Origin of the sequence: Streptomyces bathyalis (assembly GCF_015910445.1) — a bacterium.
Classification (GTDB): domain Bacteria; phylum Actinomycetota; class Actinomycetes; order Streptomycetales; family Streptomycetaceae; genus Streptomyces; species Streptomyces bathyalis.
In genome coordinates, this window is sequence record NZ_CP048882.1 from 7,043,802 (window position 1) to 7,061,802 (window position 18,001).

The 18,001-nt window shown below is 65.7% G+C and carries 12 protein-coding genes and 3 rRNA genes; 13 read left to right on the forward strand and 2 right to left on the reverse strand.

Annotated features, from left to right (window positions below):
• Positions 1 to 56 precede the first annotated feature (56 nt).
• The gene (locus G4Z16_RS30630; protein ID WP_197353815.1) at positions 57 to 1,019 is read left to right on the forward strand and encodes a hypothetical protein; all 963 of its coding nucleotides are present in this window, start codon (positions 57 to 59) and stop codon (positions 1,017 to 1,019) included.
• A 122-nt stretch (positions 1,020 to 1,141) separates the two neighbouring features.
• Here the strand turns inward: G4Z16_RS30630 and ptsP are convergent, their stop codons facing one another.
• The gene (gene ptsP, locus G4Z16_RS30635; protein ID WP_197353816.1) at positions 1,142 to 2,812 is read right to left on the reverse strand and encodes a phosphoenolpyruvate--protein phosphotransferase; all 1,671 of its coding nucleotides are present in this window, start codon (positions 2,810 to 2,812) and stop codon (positions 1,142 to 1,144) included.
• 86 nt (positions 2,813 to 2,898) lie between these two features.
• Positions 2,899 to 3,348 carry a PTS sugar transporter subunit IIA gene (locus tag G4Z16_RS30640; RefSeq protein ID WP_197353817.1) on the reverse strand — a complete coding sequence of 150 codons (450 nt, stop codon included), beginning with the start codon at positions 3,346 to 3,348 and terminating at the stop codon, positions 2,899 to 2,901.
• Positions 3,349 to 3,857: 509 nt separating this feature from the next.
• Here G4Z16_RS30640 and G4Z16_RS30645 point away from each other — a divergent pair.
• The 12 genes from G4Z16_RS30645 to G4Z16_RS30700 all read left to right on the forward strand — a co-directional run bounded on the left by G4Z16_RS30645 (position 3,858) and on the right by G4Z16_RS30700 (position 17,974).
• A 16S ribosomal RNA gene (locus G4Z16_RS30645) occupies positions 3,858 to 5,384 on the forward strand.
• A gap of 381 nt (positions 5,385 to 5,765) precedes the next feature.
• Positions 5,766 to 8,890 (forward strand): 23S ribosomal RNA (locus G4Z16_RS30650).
• Positions 8,891 to 9,010: 120 nt separating this feature from the next.
• A 5S ribosomal RNA gene (gene rrf, locus G4Z16_RS30655) occupies positions 9,011 to 9,127 on the forward strand.
• The 16S, 23S and 5S rRNA genes sit together here, the layout of an rRNA operon.
• A 155-nt stretch (positions 9,128 to 9,282) precedes the next feature.
• Positions 9,283 to 9,891 (forward strand): cardiolipin synthase ClsA, encoded by a 609-nt coding sequence (gene clsA / locus G4Z16_RS30660; protein WP_197353818.1) that lies wholly within the window; start codon positions 9,283 to 9,285, stop codon positions 9,889 to 9,891.
• A gap of 108 nt (positions 9,892 to 9,999) precedes the next feature.
• A complete protein-coding gene (locus G4Z16_RS30665; RefSeq protein ID WP_197353819.1) occupies positions 10,000 to 12,495 on the forward strand; it encodes a mannose-1-phosphate guanyltransferase in 2,496 nt (831 codons plus the stop codon).
• Positions 12,496 to 12,553: 58 nt separating this feature from the next.
• Positions 12,554 to 13,450, forward strand: coding sequence for a DUF881 domain-containing protein (locus G4Z16_RS30670; RefSeq protein WP_197353820.1), 897 nt, complete (start codon positions 12,554 to 12,556; stop codon positions 13,448 to 13,450).
• On the forward strand, positions 13,450 to 13,782 hold the full coding sequence (locus G4Z16_RS30675) for a small basic family protein (protein WP_028437366.1): 333 nt from the start codon (positions 13,450 to 13,452) through the stop codon (positions 13,780 to 13,782). The genes G4Z16_RS30670 and G4Z16_RS30675 overlap by 1 nt, the downstream gene beginning before the upstream one ends.
• Before the next feature lie 41 nt (positions 13,783 to 13,823).
• Positions 13,824 to 14,885: a DUF881 domain-containing protein gene (locus G4Z16_RS32830; protein WP_425508190.1), complete on the forward strand. Its 1,062-nt coding sequence runs from the start codon at positions 13,824 to 13,826 to the stop codon at positions 14,883 to 14,885.
• Between the two features lie 124 nt (positions 14,886 to 15,009).
• Complete coding sequence (locus G4Z16_RS33375; RefSeq protein WP_197355029.1) at positions 15,010 to 15,849, forward strand: double zinc ribbon and FHA domain-containing protein; 840 nt, start codon at positions 15,010 to 15,012, stop codon at positions 15,847 to 15,849.
• Positions 15,850 to 15,864: 15 nt separating this feature from the next.
• Complete coding sequence (ftsR, locus tag G4Z16_RS30690) at positions 15,865 to 16,638, forward strand: transcriptional regulator FtsR (protein ID WP_197353821.1); 774 nt, start codon at positions 15,865 to 15,867, stop codon at positions 16,636 to 16,638.
• Positions 16,639 to 16,705: 67 nt separating this feature from the next.
• A complete protein-coding gene (locus tag G4Z16_RS30695; protein WP_028437364.1) occupies positions 16,706 to 17,179 on the forward strand; it encodes a bifunctional nuclease family protein in 474 nt (157 codons plus the stop codon).
• A 183-nt stretch (positions 17,180 to 17,362) separates the two neighbouring features.
• Positions 17,363 to 17,974: a MerR family transcriptional regulator gene (locus G4Z16_RS30700; RefSeq protein ID WP_197353822.1), complete on the forward strand. Its 612-nt coding sequence runs from the start codon at positions 17,363 to 17,365 to the stop codon at positions 17,972 to 17,974.
• The last annotated feature ends 27 nt before the right edge of the window (positions 17,975 to 18,001 follow it).

Genomic DNA, 18,001 nt, shown 5'->3' on the forward strand with positions numbered 1-18,001 from the left:
AGACCCCCTGATTACGGTGAGTGAGCAAGTGATCCGTACGGTCCGAGGGGGAGCCCATGGCACACACCAGAAGCCGCAAGCGCAGCCGTCGCCGCATCCTGCGCCGTGAAGCACCGAGCATCGTGCCGGTCCTGGCCGACGAGGCGCACTTCGCCCGCATGCGTACCTACGGGTCCTTCGCCTTCGACGATCACCGGAGCTATCTGCGCCAACTCGAGGGACTGCTGCGCTCGCTGACGGCAGATCATGTGCACACTCGACTGGCGCTGTTCGACGCCGTCGACTACGAGCTGTTCTGCCAGGAACAGGCGCTCGACCCCGATACCGCGGCCAGCCGCAGCCGGTACGTCGCGGAGGTCGCCGCTGCCGGCACCACGGTGCCGTACGGAGGCCAGACGCTGGGCCGGTTGCTGCCCGAACTCCGCGACGCACACGCCTGCCGTCTCACCTGGCAGACCGGGGTGGAGATCCTGGCGCGGGTGGGATCCTGCGGACGCTGCGGGAGCGACATCGGGAGGGCGGCCTTCGACAGGGCCGCGCGGGCGGTGAGCGCGGTGCTCGATGCCGCGGGCTCCGGCGTCCATCATTTGGTCGCCAGCGTCGCGGTCGCCGGCTCACCCCTCGTCACCTCTCTGGATGTGCGGCGTACCGGCGAAGGCGCCTTCGACGCCCATGAGTCCGCGGTGCTGGCGCTGACCACCGCCCTCGCCGCGGGCATCGCCACCGGCAGCGACGGAGGTCTCGTTCTGCGTACGGAAACAGGCGGCCCGCGTGCGGAAGCGGGCGAGGCCACAACGGCCGCCGTCGGCACCGGCGGTGAGAAGCACGCGGTGCGTGACGTCGTGCGCGGCTGGCAACTGGACGCGTCGGCATGCTGGCTCCGGCCGCTGAGCGCCGCCGAGGTCTTCGCCGCGTACTGCACGGACCCGGCGACCAAGGAGCCCGTCGCCCCCGAGCCCGGCGTCGAGCATGCCCCTGGCCATGACCTTCCGCACCCGGGAGGTGAACTGCACTGCTGACCCGGCCCGCCCGCCTCATCGGGAATGGGCGGGCCCGATGGGCGACGCCGGCCGAGCAGCCGGTGTTCGCGATCTCTCTCAGGCAGGCGGGGACGCCTCGCCCGCGCCGCCGCTGGCTCGGCTCACTCGCCGGAGAGCACGGCCTGGGCGGCGATGCGCGAATCGTGCGCGGAGTCGGCGGCCCGCGCCGCGGAGGCCGCACGCTCGCACTGGGCCAGCGTGTGCTTGGCGAGCGTGGCCCGTACGTACGGAATGGAGGCGGCACCCATCGACAGGCTGGTCACGCCAAGACCCGTCAGCACGCAGGCCAGCAGCGGATCCGCGGCCGCCTCGCCGCACACGCCGCAGCTCTTCCCCTCCGCCGAGGCGGCCTCGGTGGCGAGCGCCACCAGGTCCAGCAGCGCGGGCTGCCAAGGGTCCTGCAACCGGGAGACCGCACCGACCTGACGGTCCGCGGCAAAGGTGTACTGCGCGAGGTCGTTCGTCCCCAGAGAGAGGAACTCCACCTCCTGCAGCACCGACCGGGCCCGCAGCGCCGCCGACGGCACCTCCACCATCACGCCGCACTTGGCCTCCAGGCCCGCCTCCCGGCAGGCGGCGGCGAAAGCCTTCGCGTCGGCGCGGTCGGCCACCATGGGGGCCATCACCTCGAGATAGACGGGCAGCCCGTCGGCCGCCTTCGCCAGCGCGGTGAGCTGCCCCCGGAGCACCTCGGGGTGGTCGAGCAGCGTACGCAGACCGCGGACGCCGAGGGCCGGGTTCGGCTCGTCTCCGGGGGTGAGGAAGTCCAGCGGCTTGTCGGCTCCGGCATCCAGCACGCGCACGACGACACGCCCCTCGGGGAACGCCTCGAGTACCTGCCGGTAGGCCGTGACCTGCTTCTCCTCGGAGGGTGCCTTCGTGCTGTCGTCGAGGAAGAGGAACTCGGTACGGAACAGGCCGACGCCCTCCGCCCCGGCCTCGACGGCGGCGTCCACATCCGCGGGCCCGCCGACGTTCGCCAGCAGTGGCACCTTGTGCCCGTCGGATGTCGCTCCAGGCCCCTTGGCCCCGTCGAGCGCCGCCTTCCGCTCCTCGGCCTCCCGGGCCAGTTCGGCCTGTTCGGCTTCGCTGGGCGAGACGCGCACGGTCCCGGAGCTGCCGTCGACCGCGACAACGGTCCCCTCGGCCACGTCGCAGGCACCCGCGAGTGCCACCACGGCAGGCACTCCCAGAGCCCGGGCGAGAATGGCACTGTGACTGGTGGGTCCGCCTTCCTCCGTCACGAAGCCGAGCACGAGCGACGGATCCAGCAGTGCGGTGTCCGCGGGGGCAAGGTCACGCGCGACGAGCACGAACGGGCGGTCGCTGTCCGGCACGCCGGGCATCGGCACACCCATCAGGCGCGCGACGATGCGATTGCGCACGTCGTCCAGATCCGCCACCCGCCCGGCCAGGTACTCGCCGGCCCCTGCCAGCAGCGCACGGTAGGAGGCGAAGGCGTCGTAGACGGCACGCTCCGCCGTGCTTCCCACGGCGATACGGCGTTCCACGTCGGCCAGCAGCTCGGGGTCCTGGGCCATCATGGCCTGCGCCTCCAGCACGGCCTGTGCCTCGCCGCCCGCGAGATTCCCCCGCGCCATCAGGTCGTTGGCCACAGCCTCGACGGAACGTTGCGCCCGCTGCTGCTCCCGCTGCGTCTCGGTTTCGGAGATCTGCCGGGCAGGCGGCTCCATGACGGCCGTGCCCATGTGCCGTACCTCGCCGATCGCCACCCCGTGGCTTACGCCGACGCCTCGAAGGGTTGTGTCCATCTCACTCATCTCCGGTTGCTGCGGTGAGCCCGGCACCGCTGTACATCACTGGCACCGGATGCTCTGCGAGGGAGTTCGCAGGGGTGTCACTTCCACTTGAAGAGCGTCGTGCCGGTGTCGACGACACCTTCCTCGAGTACGGCCCCGAGTGAGTCCGAGGAGGCCTCGAGAGCGATCACGGGGGAGATGGGCGACTTCCCCGCCTGCTCGATGACGGCCGGGTCCCAGCGCACGAGTGCCTGTCCGCGCTCCACCGTGTCGCCCTTGGAGGCGAGGAGTTCGAACCCTTCTCCGTTGAGCTGCACCGTGTCGATCCCGAGATGGGTCAGCACGCCGCGACCGTCCGCGTCGACGACGACGAAGGCGTGCGGATGGAGCGAGAAGATGATCCCGTCGACGGGGGAGACGGCCTCGATGGGCCCCCGCACCGGGTCCACGGCCGTACCGGGACCGACCATCGATGCGGAGAAGACGGGGTCGGGCACCGCCGAGAGTCCGACGGCGACTCCGGCCAGCGGGGACGTAACGGTGGTCATGGTGCCTCCCGGTGAGGGAACGGAACGTCCGCCGTCCCCGACCTGACCTGGACGGCGCCTCGTTGAGAAGCGTAAGTCATGGAAACCGCCCGCTCAGCGCGTGCGAGAGGGCGTGGCGTGTGCATCCACCACCGCCCCTCGGGCGTGCGCCCTGGCCCGCGGCCGCGAAAACAATTTGCCTCCGCTCCTACTGCCCGGTACTGTTCGTGGGCCGACCGAGAGCCCGACTGCTCGGCCGGAAGCCCCAATTCGGTTGCAGGGCAAGGACTTTGATAGTGTCGGGATCACCGAGAGGGAAGCGCCCGGAGTGGCCCGTGAGGGTTGTGATGGAAGCGCCCGTTCTTTGAGAACTCAACAGCGTGCCAAAAGTCAACGCCAGATATGTTGATACCCCGCATCCCCGGGTTTTTGGGGGTGTGGATTTCTTTGATGACAGCGAGGATGCTGTGCACGACTGGGATTATTCCTCCTGGTTGTGCCGCTCTTTGTGGTCTGTCTTTTTGAAGGCATTCACGGAGAGTTTGATCCTGGCTCAGGACGAACGCTGGCGGCGTGCTTAACACATGCAAGTCGAACGATGAAGCCTCTTCGGGGGTGGATTAGTGGCGAACGGGTGAGTAACACGTGGGCAATCTGCCCTGCACTTCGGGACAAGCCCTGGAAACGGGGTCTAATACCGGATACTACTTCCTTGGGCATCCTTGGGGGTGGAAAGCTTCGGCGGTGCAGGATGAGCCCGCGGCCTATCAGCTTGTTGGTGGGGTGATGGCCTACCAAGGCGACGACGGGTAGCCGGCCTGAGAGGGCGACCGGCCACACTGGGACTGAGACACGGCCCAGACTCCTACGGGAGGCAGCAGTGGGGAATATTGCACAATGGGCGGAAGCCTGATGCAGCGACGCCGCGTGAGGGATGACGGCCTTCGGGTTGTAAACCTCTTTCAGCAGGGAAGAAGCGCAAGTGACGGTACCTGCAGAAGAAGCACCGGCTAACTACGTGCCAGCAGCCGCGGTAATACGTAGGGTGCGAGCGTTGTCCGGAATTATTGGGCGTAAAGAGCTCGTAGGCGGCCTGTCACGTCGGATGTGAAAGCCCGGGGCTTAACCCTGGGTCTGCATTCGATACGGGCAGGCTGGAGTTCGGTAGGGGAGATCGGAATTCCTGGTGTAGCGGTGAAATGCGCAGATATCAGGAGGAACACCGGTGGCGAAGGCGGATCTCTGGGCCGATACTGACGCTGAGGAGCGAAAGCATGGGGAGCGAACAGGATTAGATACCCTGGTAGTCCATGCCGTAAACGTTGGGCACTAGGTGTGGGCGACATTCCACGTTGTCCGTGCCGCAGCTAACGCATTAAGTGCCCCGCCTGGGGAGTACGGCCGCAAGGCTAAAACTCAAAGGAATTGACGGGGGCCCGCACAAGCGGCGGAGCATGTGGCTTAATTCGACGCAACGCGAAGAACCTTACCAAGGCTTGACATACACCAGAAAGCTGTGGAGACACAGCCCCCCTTGTGGTTGGTGTACAGGTGGTGCATGGCTGTCGTCAGCTCGTGTCGTGAGATGTTGGGTTAAGTCCCGCAACGAGCGCAACCCTTGTCTCGTGTTGCCAGCAGGCCCTTGTGGTGCTGGGGACTCACGGGAGACTGCCGGGGTCAACTCGGAGGAAGGTGGGGACGACGTCAAGTCATCATGCCCCTTATGTCTTGGGCTGCACACGTGCTACAATGGCCGGTACAATGAGTTGCGATGCCGTGAGGTGGAGCGAATCTCAAAAAGCCGGTCTCAGTTCGGATTGGGGTCTGCAACTCGACCCCATGAAGTCGGAGTCGCTAGTAATCGCAGATCAGCATTGCTGCGGTGAATACGTTCCCGGGCCTTGTACACACCGCCCGTCACGTCACGAAAGTCGGTAACACCCGAAGCCGGTGGCCCAACCCCTTGTGGGAGGGAGCCGTCGAAGGTGGGACTGGCGATTGGGACGAAGTCGTAACAAGGTAGCCGTACCGGAAGGTGCGGCTGGATCACCTCCTTTCTAAGGAGCATCTTCAGTCCCGCTCTCTACGCCATCACGGTGTAAGGGGTGCGGCTGCAGAGGCCAGTACACCGGCGCACGTCCGGTGCTGGTAGCTCATGGGTGGAACGTTGACTATTCAGCCTGCTGACGCGGGCCTGCTTCCAGTACTGCTTTCTCCGTCCCTCGGTTTGCGAGGGGTGGTGGGGTGTGGAACGAGCAGGTGGTGTCAGGGGGTTGGGCGCGCTGTTGGGTGTCTGAGAGTGCGGGCGCCGCCGCTGTTGTGTTGGTGGTGGTGTGTGTCTCTTGGTTGCCGGCCCTGGTGTACTCAGGCTTGTGTGGTCTGGGGTGGTGGGTGGCTGGTTGTTGTTTGAGAACTGCACAGTGGACGCGAGCATCTGTGGCCAAGTTTTTAAGGGCGCACGGTGGATGCCTTGGCACCAGGAACCGATGAAGGACGTGGGAGGCCGCGATAGGCCCCGGGGAGTTGTCAACCGAGCTGTGATCCGGGGGTGTCCGAATGGGGAAACCCGGCAGTCGTCATGGGCTGTCACCCGCATCTGAATGTATAGGGTGTGTGGAGGGAACGCGGGGAAGTGAAACATCTCAGTACCCGCAGGAAGAGAAAACAACGGTGATTCCGGGAGTAGTGGCGAGCGAAACTGGATGAGGCTAAACCGTATGTGTGTGAGACCCGGCAGGGGTTGCATGTACGGGGTTGTGGGAGTTCTCTTGATCGGTCTGCCGGCCGGTCGGCGAGTCAGAAATTGTTGATGTAGGCGAAGGGTATGCGAAAGGCCCGGCGTAGAGGGTAAGACCCCCGTAGCTGAAATGTCGGCAACTTGTTTGAGGACCACCCGAGTAGCATGGGGCCCGAGAAATCCTGTGTGAATCTGGCGGGACCACCCGTCAAGCCTAAATATTCCCTGGTGACCGATAGCGGATAGTACCGTGAGGGAATGGTGAAAAGTACCGCGGGAGCGGAGTGAAAGAGTACCTGAAACCGTGTGCCTACAAGCCGTGGGAGCGTCGCACAGGGAGTTTTCTTCCTGTGTCGTGACTGCGTGCCTTTTGAAGAATGAGCCTGCGAGTTTGCGGCATGTTGCGAGGTTAACCCGTGTGGGGGAGCCGTAGCGAAAGCGAGTCCGAAGAGGGCGTTTGAGTAGCGTGTTCAAGACCCGAAGCGGAGTGATCTAGCCATGGGCAGGGTGAAGCGGAGGTAAGACTTCGTGGAGGCCCGAACCCACCAGGGTTGAAAACCTGGGGGATGACCTGTGGTTAGGGGTGAAAGGCCAATCAAACTCCGTGATAGCTGGTTCTCCCCGAAATGCATTTAGGTGCAGCGTCGTGTGTTTCTTGCCGGAGGTAGAGCACTGGATAGGCGATGGGCCCTACCGGGTTACTGACCTTAGCCAAACTCCGAATGCCGGTAAGTGAGAGCGCGGCAGTGAGACTGTGGGGGATAAGCTCCATGGTCGAGAGGGAAACAGCCCAGAGCATCGACTAAGGCCCCTAAGCGTGTGCTAAGTGGGAAAGGATGTGGAGTCGCAGAGACAACCAGGAGGTTGGCTTAGAAGCAGCCATCCTTGAAAGAGTGCGTAATAGCTCACTGGTCAAGTGATTCCGCGCCGACAATGTAGCGGGGCTCAAGCACACCGCCGACGTCGTGTCACTCCAACATGAGGGCTAACGCCTGTTGGGGTGGGTAGGGGAGCGTCGTGTGCCGGGTGAAGCAGCCGTGGAAGCGAGTTGTGGACGGTATGCGAGTGAGAATGCAGGCATGAGTAGCGATACATACGTGAGAAACGTGTGCGCCGATTGACTAAGGGTTCCTGGGTCAAGCTGATCTGCCCAGGGTAAGTCGGGTCCTAAGGCGAGGCCGACAGGCGTAGTCGATGGATAACCGGTTGATATTCCGGTACCCGTGGCAGTGCGCCAACGCTGAATCAGGTGATGCTAAGCCCGTGAAGCCCCCAGTGGTGTCCTTCGGGATGCTGCTGGTGTGGTGGAGCCGGCGGACCGAGCTTGTAGTAGGTGAGTGATGGGGTGACGCAGGAAGGTAGTCCAGCCCGGGCGGTGGTTGTCCCGGGGTAAGGGTGTAGGGCGTCATGCAGGTAAATCCGCATGACATAGGCCTGAGACCTGATGCCGAGCCGATTGTGGTGAAGTGGATGATCCTATGCTGTCGAGAAAAGCCTCTAGCGAGTGCTGTTGCGGCCCGTACCCTAAACCGACTCAGGTGGTCTGGTAGAGAATACCGAGGCGTTCGGGTGAACTATGGTTAAGGAACTCGGCAAAATGCCCCCGTAACTTCGGGAGAAGGGGGGCCACGGCTGGTGATCCCACGTGCTGGGGGAGCTGGTGGTGGCCGCAGAGACCAGCGAGAAGCGACTGTTTACTAAAAACACAGGTCCGTGCGAAGCCGTAAGGCGATGTATACGGACTGACGCCTGCCCGGTGCTGGAACGTTAAGGGGACCGGTTAGTCACATTTCGGTGTGGCGAAGCTGAGAACTTAAGCGCCAGTAAACGGCGGTGGTAACTATAACCATCCTAAGGTAGCGAAATTCCTTGTCGGGTAAGTTCCGACCTGCACGAATGGCGTAACGACTTCTTGACTGTCTCAACCATAGGCCCGGTGAAATTGCACTACGAGTAAAGATGCTCGTTTCGCGCAGCAGGACGGAAAGACCCCGGGACCTTTACTACAGCTTGATATTGGTGTTCGGTTCGGTTTGTGTAGGATAGGTGGGAGACTGTGAAGCATTCGCGCCAGCGGGTGTGGAGTCGTTGTTGAAATACCACTCTGATCGTGCTGGATGTCTAACCTGGGTCCGTGATCCGGATCAGGGACAGTGTCTGGTGGGTAGTTTAACTGGGGCGGTTGCCTCCTAAAATGTAACGGAGGCGCCCAAAGGTTCCCTCAGCCTGGTTGGTCATCAGGTGGTGAGTGTAAGTGCACAAGGGAGCTTGACTGTGAGACTGACGGGTCGAGCAGGGACGAAAGTCGGGACTAGTGATCCGGCGGTGGCTTGTGGAAGCGCCGTCGCTCAACGGATAAAAGGTACCCCGGGGATAACAGGCTGATCTTCCCCAAGAGTCCATATCGACGGGATGGTTTGGCACCTCGATGTCGGCTCGTCGCATCCTGGGGCTGGAGTCGGTCCCAAGGGTTGGGCTGTTCGCCCATTAAAGCGGTACGCGAGCTGGGTTTAGAACGTCGTGAGACAGTTCGGTCCCTATCCGCTGCGCGCGTAGGAGTCTTGAGAAGGGCTGTCCCTAGTACGAGAGGACCGGGACGGACGAACCTCTGGTGTGCCAGTTGTTCCGCCAGGAGCATGGCTGGTTGGCTACGTTCGGGAGGGATAACCGCTGAAAGCATCTAAGCGGGAAGCCTGCTTCGAGATGAGGACTCCCACCCCCGTGTGGGGTTAAGGCTCCCGGGAGATGACCGGGTTGATAGGCCGGATATGGAAGACCCGTGAGGGTTGGAGTTGACCGGTACTAATAAGCCGAGGGCTTGACCACAGATTTGCTCGCGTCCACTGTGCGGTATCTGAAACAACAACCCCATGTTGTTCAGCTGGTTTTAATTGAAGAGTGCGCTGACACACATGAGTTTCCTCGGCCGTTGTGCTGGGGGTGTGTTTCGGTGGTCATAGCGTGAGGGAAACGCCCGGTTACTTTCCGAACCCGGAAGCTAAGCCTTACAGCGCCGATGGTACTGCATGCGGGAGCGTGTGGGAGAGTAGGTCACCGCCGAACTATCTGTAGGAGAAGCCCCGTTGGAGGGTGGGACAACAACCCACACACACCAACGGGGCTTCTCTGCGTATGAGTGGGGGCCCTGTATCCGGGGCCTGAGCCTGCCGGTAGTGTCTGGGTGCATCGTCGGCGTGAGAGTTCACAGGAGGCTCCCGGTGGAGGTCCAGGACAGGAAGTCCGAGGAGGGCCGGGTCTTCACCATCCCGAACATCCTCAGCATGGCTCGCCTGGTCGGCGTGCCGGTCTTCCTGTGGCTGATCCTGTGGCCTGTCTTCGGCGGGCCGAACCGCGACGGCTGGGCCCTGCTCGTCCTCGCGCTGAGCGGGATCAGCGACTACCTCGACGGGAAGCTCGCCCGCCGCTGGAACCAGGTGAGCAACCTGGGGCGGCTCCTGGACCCCGCAGCGGACAGGCTGTACATCCTCTCGACTCTGCTGGGGCTCACTTGGCGCGAGATCCTGCCGCTCTGGCTGACCGCGACGCTCCTGGCACGTGAACTGCTGCTGCTGGTGATGGTGTGGTTGCTCGACCGGCACGGCTATGCGCCTCCCCAGGTGAACTTCCTAGGGAAAGCTGCGACGTTCAACTTGATGTACGCCTTTCCTCTGCTGCTTCTCAGTGACGGCACCGGCTGGATCGCGTCACTGGCGCTGGTTTTCGGGTGGGCCTTCGCCGGCTGGGGAACGGCGCTCTACTGGTGGGCCGGTATCCTGTATGTGGTTCAAGTGCGTCGTCTGATCAATGCCGGAACGGCGGCAGCCTGAGGCTTTTCCGAGGTCGGGGCGGCTGGATTGTGCCTGGCGAATGTGTGGGCCTTCCCCGATCGGGGAAGTCGGTATGACCGTCGTCTTACCGAGGAGGACGCTTCCGATATGAAGGCCGTCGTTATGGCCGGCGGTGAAGGCACCCGCCTTCGCCCCATGACCGCGAGCATGCCCAAGCCGCTGCTGCCCGTGGCCAACCGTCCCATCATGGAGCACGTACTGCGGTTGCTGAAGCGCCATGGGCTCACCGAGACCGTAGTGACCGTGCAATTCCTGGCCTCCCTCGTCAGGAATTACTTCGGGGACGGCGAGGAGCTCGGCATGGAGCTGAGCTACGCCAACGAGGAGAAGCCCCTCGGTACCGCGGGCAGCGTGAAGAATGCGGAAGAGGCCCTCAAGGACGACTCGTTCCTCGTCATCTCCGGCGACGCGCTCACCGACTTCGATCTCACGGAACTCATCGACTACCACAAGCGGCAGGGCGCACTTGTCACCGTCTGCCTCACGCGTGTTCCCAATCCTCTCGAGTTCGGCATCACGATCGTGAACGACGACGGACGGGTGGAGCGCTTCCTGGAGAAGCCCACCTGGGGACAGGTCTTCTCGGACACCGTCAACACCGGGATCTACGTCATGGAGCCCGAGGTCTTCGACTACGTGGACCCGGATGTGTCGGTCGACTGGTCCGGCGACGTCTTCCCGCAGCTGATGAAGGAAGGCAAGCCGATCTACGGCTTCGTGGCCGAGGGGTACTGGGAGGACGTCGGCACGCACGAGAGCTATGTGAAGGCGCAGGCCGACGTGCTCGAGGGCAAGGTCGACGTCGAGATCGACGGCTTCGAGATCTCACCCGGTGTGTGGGTGGCCGAGGGTGCGGAGGTGCATCCCGACGCGGATCTCCGCGGTCCCCTCTACATCGGGGATTACGCGAAGGTCGAGGCGGGCGCCGAACTCCGCGAGCACTCGGTCATCGGATCCAACGTCGTCGTCAAGAGCGGCGCCTTCCTGCACCGTGCCGTCGTCGACCAGAACGTCTACATCGGACCGCAGGCCAACCTGCGGGGCTGCGTCGTCGGCAAGAACACCGACATCATGCGTGCCGCCCGCATCGAGGACGGCGCCGTCATCGGGGACGAGTGCCTCATCGGCGAGGAGTCCATCGTCCAGGGCAACGTCCGGGTGTACCCCTTCAAGACGGTGGAGGCGGGCGCGTTCGTCAACACGTCCGTGATCTGGGAGTCGCGCGGGCAGGCGCACCTCTTCGGGGCCCGTGGTGTGTCGGGCATCGTGAATGTCGAGATCACTCCGGAGCTCGCGGTACGGCTGGCCGGTGCCTACGCGACCACGTTGAAGAAAGGGTCCACCGTCACCACCGCCCGCGATCACTCGCGCGGTGCGCGTGCGCTGAAGCGGGCCATGATCTCCGCGCTGCAGACCAGCGCGATCGACGTGCGGGACCTGGAGAACGTGCCGCTGCCCGTCGCTCGTCAGCAGACGGCACGCGGCAGCGCCGGCGGCATCATGATCCGTACGACGCCGGGAGTCCCGGAAAACGTCGACATCATGTTCTTCGACGAGCGCGGAGCGGACCTGTCGCAGGCGGCGCAGCGCAAACTCGACAGGGTCTTCGCGCGGCAGGAGTACAGGCGTGCGTTCCCCGGTGAGATCGGTGACCTGCGCTTCCCGTCGAGCGTGTACGACTCCTACACGGGCGCGATGCTGCGCTCCGTCGACACCACGGGAGTGGAGGACTCCGGACTCAAGGTCGTGGTGGACGCTTCCAACGGCAGCGCGGGGCTCGTCCTGCCGAGCCTGCTCGGGCGCCTCGGTGTCGACTCGCTGACGATCAACCCCGGCCTGGATGAGTCGCGCCCAACCGAAACTGCCGATGAGCGACGCTCAGGACTCGTCCGGCTCGGCGAGATCGTCGCGTCCGCCCGCGCCGCCTTCGGGATCCGCTTCGACCCGGTCGGCGACCGCCTGTCCCTCGTCGACGAGCGGGGCCGCATCATCGAGGACGACAGGGCACTGCTGGTGATGCTCGACCTGATCGCGGCAGAGAGGCGCAGTGGCAAGGTGGCCCTGCCGGTGACCACGACCCGCATCGCGGAACAGGTGGCGGCCTACCACGGCACGCAGGTCGAGTGGACGACGACGTCGCCCGACGACCTGACCCGCGTCGGCCGCGACGACACGACGGTCTTCGGAGGGGACGGCCGGGGCGGCTACATCATCCCGGAGTTCAGTTCCGTCTTCGACGGCTCGGCCGCCTTCGTGCGCCTCATCGGCCTCGTCGCCCGCGCACAGCTCACGCTCAGCCAGATCGACGCGCGCATCCCGCGGGCGCACGTGCTCAAGCGTGATCTCGCCACGCCCTGGGCGGTGAAGGGACTCGTCATGCGTACCGTCGTCGAGGCCGCGGGCGACCGCTCCGTGGACACCACGGACGGCATCCGCATCGTCGAGCCCGACGGCCGGTGGGTGATGGTGCTGCCGGACCCTGCGGAGGCCGTGACTCATCTGTGGGCAGAAGGGCCTGACGACGCCTCCGCACAGGCATTGCTGGACGAATGGTCCGCGGTGGTCGACAGCGCCGGCCGCTGACCCTGAAAGAGGTGGGGCCATTCGGCGGCGGTGACCTTGGCGTGCGACGATGTGCGTCATGTCGCAGCAGCCCCCTGAACGGAGTACCGCATCGCGGCCTGCGCGGCCCGACGCCTCCATGTCGCTGCTGAACAATGCGATGTACAACAGCCTCGACGACGGGTACGCCCAGGCCGCTTCCCGTCGCGGGGTCGAGGGCCGGTCCGGCATGCCGCGGACGGTACGAGCCAAGATCGGGCTCGCCGCCGGGCTGGTCCTCGTCGCGCTGGTGGTCACCGTCGGCGCGGCGCAGGCGCGGGTGTCCGCACCCGAACTCGCCAAGGAGCGGCAGGAACTGATCACCCGCATCGACGACGGCGACCGCCGCGCCGACTCCCTTGAGCGCAGCGTCGACCGCCTGCGCAAGGACGTCGAGGCCCGGCAGCGCAGGGCGCTGCAGAAGCACGGGGGCAACGAGGCGGAGGTCGCCGGGCTGCTCTCGGGCGCGCTCCCCGTGCACGGGCCCGGCATCAAGCTGGTCGTGGACGACGCCAAGAACACCCAGGACAGCGACTCCGGCGGCCCCCGGCAGAGCAGTGGATTCTCGGACAACGGGCGGGTGCGTGACCGCGATCTGCAGCGTGTGGTCAACGGGCTCTGGGAGTCCGGGGCGGAGGCCGTGTCCGTCAACGGCCAGCGCCTGACGTCGCTTTCGGCCATCAGGGCCGCGGGTGATGCGATCCTCGTGGACAACAAGCCACTCGTGCCTCCGTACACCCTGCTCGCGGTGGGGCCGGGCAAGGAGCTGAGCACGACGTTCCAGGACAGTGCCGACGGGCAGTACCTGCAGGTGCTGCAGGAGAACTACGGTGTGCGCACCAGCATCAGCACCCACGACGACGTGCGGTTGCCGGCCGCGCCGAGTCTGATCGTCCGAGCGGCAAAGCCGGTGCAGACAGGAGAGGGCAGCAGATAGTGATCGCCGTACTGGGCCTCATCGTGGGGGTCGTGGCCGGACTTGTGGTCCGGCCGGTCGTCCCGACGATCGTCGAGCCCTATCTCCCGATCGCCGTGGTCGCGGCGCTGGACGCGGTCTTCGGCGGGCTGAGGGCCATGCTCGACGGGATCTTCGACGACAAGGTGTTCGTCGTGTCGTTCCTGTCGAACGTCGTGGTCGCGGCGCTGATCGTCTTTCTCGGCGACAAACTCGGGGTCGGGGCCCAACTGTCCACCGGCGTCGTCGTTGTGCTCGGAATCCGCATCTTCTCCAACGCGGCCGCGATCCGCCGGCACGTCTTCAGGGCGTGAGTCCGATGAGCGACGAAGACCGCAACAGGAACCCGGGCGAACTGCCGCCTGAGAAGCGGCCGGAGGACCGCGGAACGGATCGCGCTCCGGAACGGGCCGAGCGGCCGGAGGGCAAGGACAGCGCGTCGGACGACCCGCAAGGCTCCGGGCGCGACAAGCGGGATCGCTCCGGCGCCGCACCCGCGGAGGAACCCTGGCGGCCGCGTGACCGGGAGACTTCCAACTCGCGTGAGCAGGAAGCCAGTTCGGAGGACGCCGCGCGAAGCGCGCACGGTGAGCGGAAGAGCTTCGGCGAGAGCGGTGCGGGGGGAACGGCACGCGAGCAGCAGGATGCCGCCTCCGAATCCGCGGAGACCGGGCCGGATGCGGCAGGAGGATCAGGGAGCACAGGACGGCAGCGGCTGGCCCAGGCGGTCTGGCCGCCGCGCGTGACGCGGGCCCAACTCATCGTCGCCCTGCTGCTGTTCGTGCTCGGCCTCGGCCTCGCGATCCAGGTCCGTTCCACGAGCGAGAACAGTTCGCTGCGCGGCGCACGCCAGGAGGACCTGGTCCGCATCCTCGACGAACTGGACGACCGCAGCAAGCGTCTCGAGGACGAGAAGCAGAGCCTGGAGGGCCAGCGCACCGAGTTGGAGAACAGCTCGGACCAGGCCGAGGAGGCACGGAAGCAGACACGTCAGAAGGCACGCCAACTCGGCGTGCTCGCAGGTACGGTGGGCGCCCAGGGCCCCGGCATCGAGCTGACCGTGACCGACCCCGGCGGGTCGGTCGAGGCAGACATGCTCCTGGACGCCGTGCAGGAGCTCCGTGCCGCCGGTGCCGAGGCGATCGAGGTCAACAACGTACGGGTGGTTGCGAATACGTACTTCTCAGACAGTTCGGGAGGGGTGCGTGTGGACGGTCACAAGATCAGTCCGCCGTACCGCTTTCAGGTGATCGGCAAGCCCAAGGACCTGGAACCCGCGCTGAACATCCCCGGCGGAGTTGTCCAGACGCTGCGCAAGGAGCAGGCGGACGCCTCCGTCACGCCCTCCGAGAAGATCGTCGTGAACGCCTTGCGCTCTGCGAAGCGGCCTGATTACGCTCGGTCATCCGGGCAGTGAGGTCACGGCTAAGTCTTGCGGGGGGTCGGCGGACCCGGTGACCATCGCGTGAGGGAAACTGTCCGAAGGCCAGGGACGTTGTCTGGGCGTCATATCGGCGGAGTGAGAGCATCGAGGGTCTGTCCTGCCCCACGGGCGGGTCTGTTTCGTGCGAGGGGAATCGCCCGTGAGTTTTTTTGCAAGGTTGTTCGGCAAGAGCCGCCAGGAGCACGGCGCTGGCGCCGCGCGGCGCCGGACCGCCCGGCATCACGATTCCGTGGCGGCCCACGACGGTGAGGGCGCGGGACGCCCGCTGTTCCGCGACGAGGTCACCCCTCCCGGCGGTGGCCATGCGGGTGGTCAGGGCGGGGATTCGGTTGACCCCGCAGCGTCGGGCCGCATAGGTTCCGGTGCACCATCAACCTCGAGTACAGGTGGAGGATCTGCCGTGCCGGTGTGTAGCAGGTGCGGGACCCAGGTCGCCGAGGCGAGCCGGTTCTGTTCCAACTGCGGGGCACCGCTCCGGGGTGGTGCTCCCGTGGCCGAGGGTTCCTCCGAGACGACCTCCACGATCTCGATCTCCGGCCTGGAGGCGTACGAGGCAGAGGTCACCGGTCAGCAGCAGACGCCGCCGCTGTCCCCCGAGGCTCAGGCCGCGGTCGACGCCCTTCCTCTGGGCTCCGCTCTCATGGTGGTCCGCCGAGGCCCCAACTCGGGCAGCCGCTTCCTGCTGGACGGCGATTTGACCACCGCGGGCCGTCACCCTGAGAGCGACATCTTCCTGGACGACGTGACCGTCTCGAGGCGTCACGTGGAGTTCCGGCGCGGTCCCGACGGTGTCTTCACCGTCTCCGATGTCGGCAGCCTCAACGGCACCTACGTCAACCGGGAGCGCATCGAGGCCGGCGTGCCGCTGGCGAACGGTGACGAGGTTCAGATCGGCAAGTTCCGGCTGGTCTTCTTCGCGAGCAAGCGCACGGTCTGACCTTCCGGGCAGGGCATGGAGCACACACCGCCCGGTGGTGCCGGTGACGGTGCCGCCACAGGGGCGGGCAGCGGGCCGCTGAGCATCGGCGGCGTGCTGCGTGTGCTCCGCGAGGAGTTCCCCGAGGTCACGGTCTCCAAGATCCGATTTCTGGAGACGCAGGGACTCGTGGAGCCGGGCCGGTCTCCGTCGGGCCACCGCTGGTTCAGCGGCGAGGATGTGGAGCGACTGCGGGACGTCCTGCGGATGCAGCGTGATCACTACCTCCCGCTGAGGGTGATCAAGGAACATCTGGGTTCCGTCGCAGAGGGCGAGCTCCCGTTGCCGCCGACGAAGGCACCCCAGCGGAGCAGCCCGGGCACACGGCGTGAGAGGCCATCCGACCCCCCGGTCCGAATCGGCCGGGAGCAGCTGCTTGCCGCCGCCGGCTTGACGGAGCCCGAGCTCATGGACTGCGAATCGCACGGTCTTGTCTCCCGGTACCCGGACAGCTCGTACGACGAGGCCGCTGTGGCCGTCGCCGGCATCGTCTCGGAGCTCGGCCGCCACGGAGTTCCGCCGCGGCAGCTGCACGCCGTGAAGGCCGCTGCCGAGCATCAGGCGGGCCTGCTCGAGAGCGCCGTTGCGTCGGCGGAACACCCCGGTGACGCCCGTACCGGGGGCGGTGCCGAGCCCCCGGGCGCCCGGCTGGCGGCCCTGTCCGGGCGGCTTTACGAGGTCTTTGTGCAGGCGGCGCTGCACGTACGGCCTGCTGAGGGCCCCGACGCGGGCAACCGCCCGGGTGAGTAGGTTCACACGACAGCTGAGGGCGGGTCCCGACTACCCAAACAGGCGGGGCACGGCCTAGGGTTGCTGTGTGAACGAGCTCGACGTTGTGGGTGTCCGGGTCGAAATGCCCTCCAACCAACCGATCGTGCTGCTGCGTGAAGTGGGTGGCGACCGGTACCTCCCCATCTGGATCGGCCCTGGGGAGGCGACCGCGATCGCCTTCGCGCAGCAGGGCATGACGCCTGCGCGCCCGCTCACCCATGATCTGTTCAAGGACGTCCTGGAGGCCGTGGGCCAGGAGCTCACCGCTGTCCGCATCACGGACCTCAGAGAAGGCGTGTTCTACGCCGAGCTGGTCTTCGCCAGCGGGGTCGAGGTCAGCGCGCGGCCGTCCGACGCCATAGCGCTGGCTCTGCGCACCGGTACGCCGATCTACGGCAGCGAGGGTGTGCTGGACGACGCGGGCATCGCCATCCCGGACGAGCAGGAGGACGAGGTGGAGAAGTTCCGCGAGTTCCTCGACCAGATCTCGCCCGAGGATTTCGGCACCAGCAGCCAGTGATCTCGTCGCCGCGGGCGGCTCATGACGGGCCTGGCGACTACAAACCGTGACGCCTTCCCTCCTTTCGGTTACGGGAAACCACTCCTTGGGGCATTTTCACCCGGCGTGCCGAGTGTGGCGATCGTTGACGCACCACGGGTGACTGCCTACCTTCGGTGAGGCAGGTCCCGGTCATGCCCCGGGATGCGGAGGACGGAGGTCGGCGTGAGAGATACCGGCGACGGTATGGCGGCGGGCGAGACCCCTCCTCGCGGGGGCTCGGCAGGTCCGCTGCAGGGGGAGAGATCCACGGACGAATCGCCGGAACTCATCGGATACCGCGGCCCCACCGCTTGCTCGGCCGCCGGGATCACCTACCGCCAGCTCGACTACTGGGCGCGCACAGGGCTCGTGGAGCCGAGCATCCGTCCCGCCTACGGATCCGGAAGCCAGCGGCTCTACAGCTTTCGCGACATCGTGGTCCTCAAGATCGTCAAGCGGCTGCTGGACACGGGCGTCTCGCTGCAGAACATCCGCACCGCCGTCCAGCATCTGCGCACCCGCGGCCGTACCGACCTGACCCAGATGACGCTGATGAGCGACGGAGCCACCGTCTACGAGTGCTCTTCGCCCGACGAAGTCGTCGACCTGCTGCAGGGCGGGCAAGGCGTGTTCGGGATCGCCGTCGGCGTGGTGTGGAAAGACGTCGAGGGAGCCCTGGCGCAGCTGCACGGCGAGCACGTCGACACCGGCGAGACCATCGTGGGTGATCATCCCGGGGACGAGCTGGCGCGGCGGCGCAACCGCGCAGGCTGACTGTCGGTCCCATGCGGCACCATCGAC

Bases quoted from the DNA above. Each gene is read 5' to 3' on its own strand.
- G4Z16_RS30630 (WP_197353815.1), top strand. From the start codon at position 57: ATGGCACACACCAGAAGCCGCAAGCGCAGCCGTCGCCGCATCCTGCGC.
- ptsP (WP_197353816.1), bottom strand. From the start codon at position 2,812: ATGGACACAACCCTTCGAGGCGTCGGCGTAAGCCACGGGGTGGCGATC.
- G4Z16_RS30640 (WP_197353817.1), bottom strand. From the start codon at position 3,348: ATGACCACCGTTACGTCCCCGCTGGCCGGAGTCGCCGTCGGACTCTCG.
- G4Z16_RS30665 (WP_197353819.1), top strand. From the start codon at position 10,000: ATGAAGGCCGTCGTTATGGCCGGCGGTGAAGGCACCCGCCTTCGCCCC.
- G4Z16_RS30670 (WP_197353820.1), top strand. From the start codon at position 12,554: ATGTCGCAGCAGCCCCCTGAACGGAGTACCGCATCGCGGCCTGCGCGG.
- ftsR (WP_197353821.1), top strand. From the start codon at position 15,865: ATGGAGCACACACCGCCCGGTGGTGCCGGTGACGGTGCCGCCACAGGG.
- G4Z16_RS30700 (WP_197353822.1), top strand. From the start codon at position 17,363: ATGCGGAGGACGGAGGTCGGCGTGAGAGATACCGGCGACGGTATGGCG.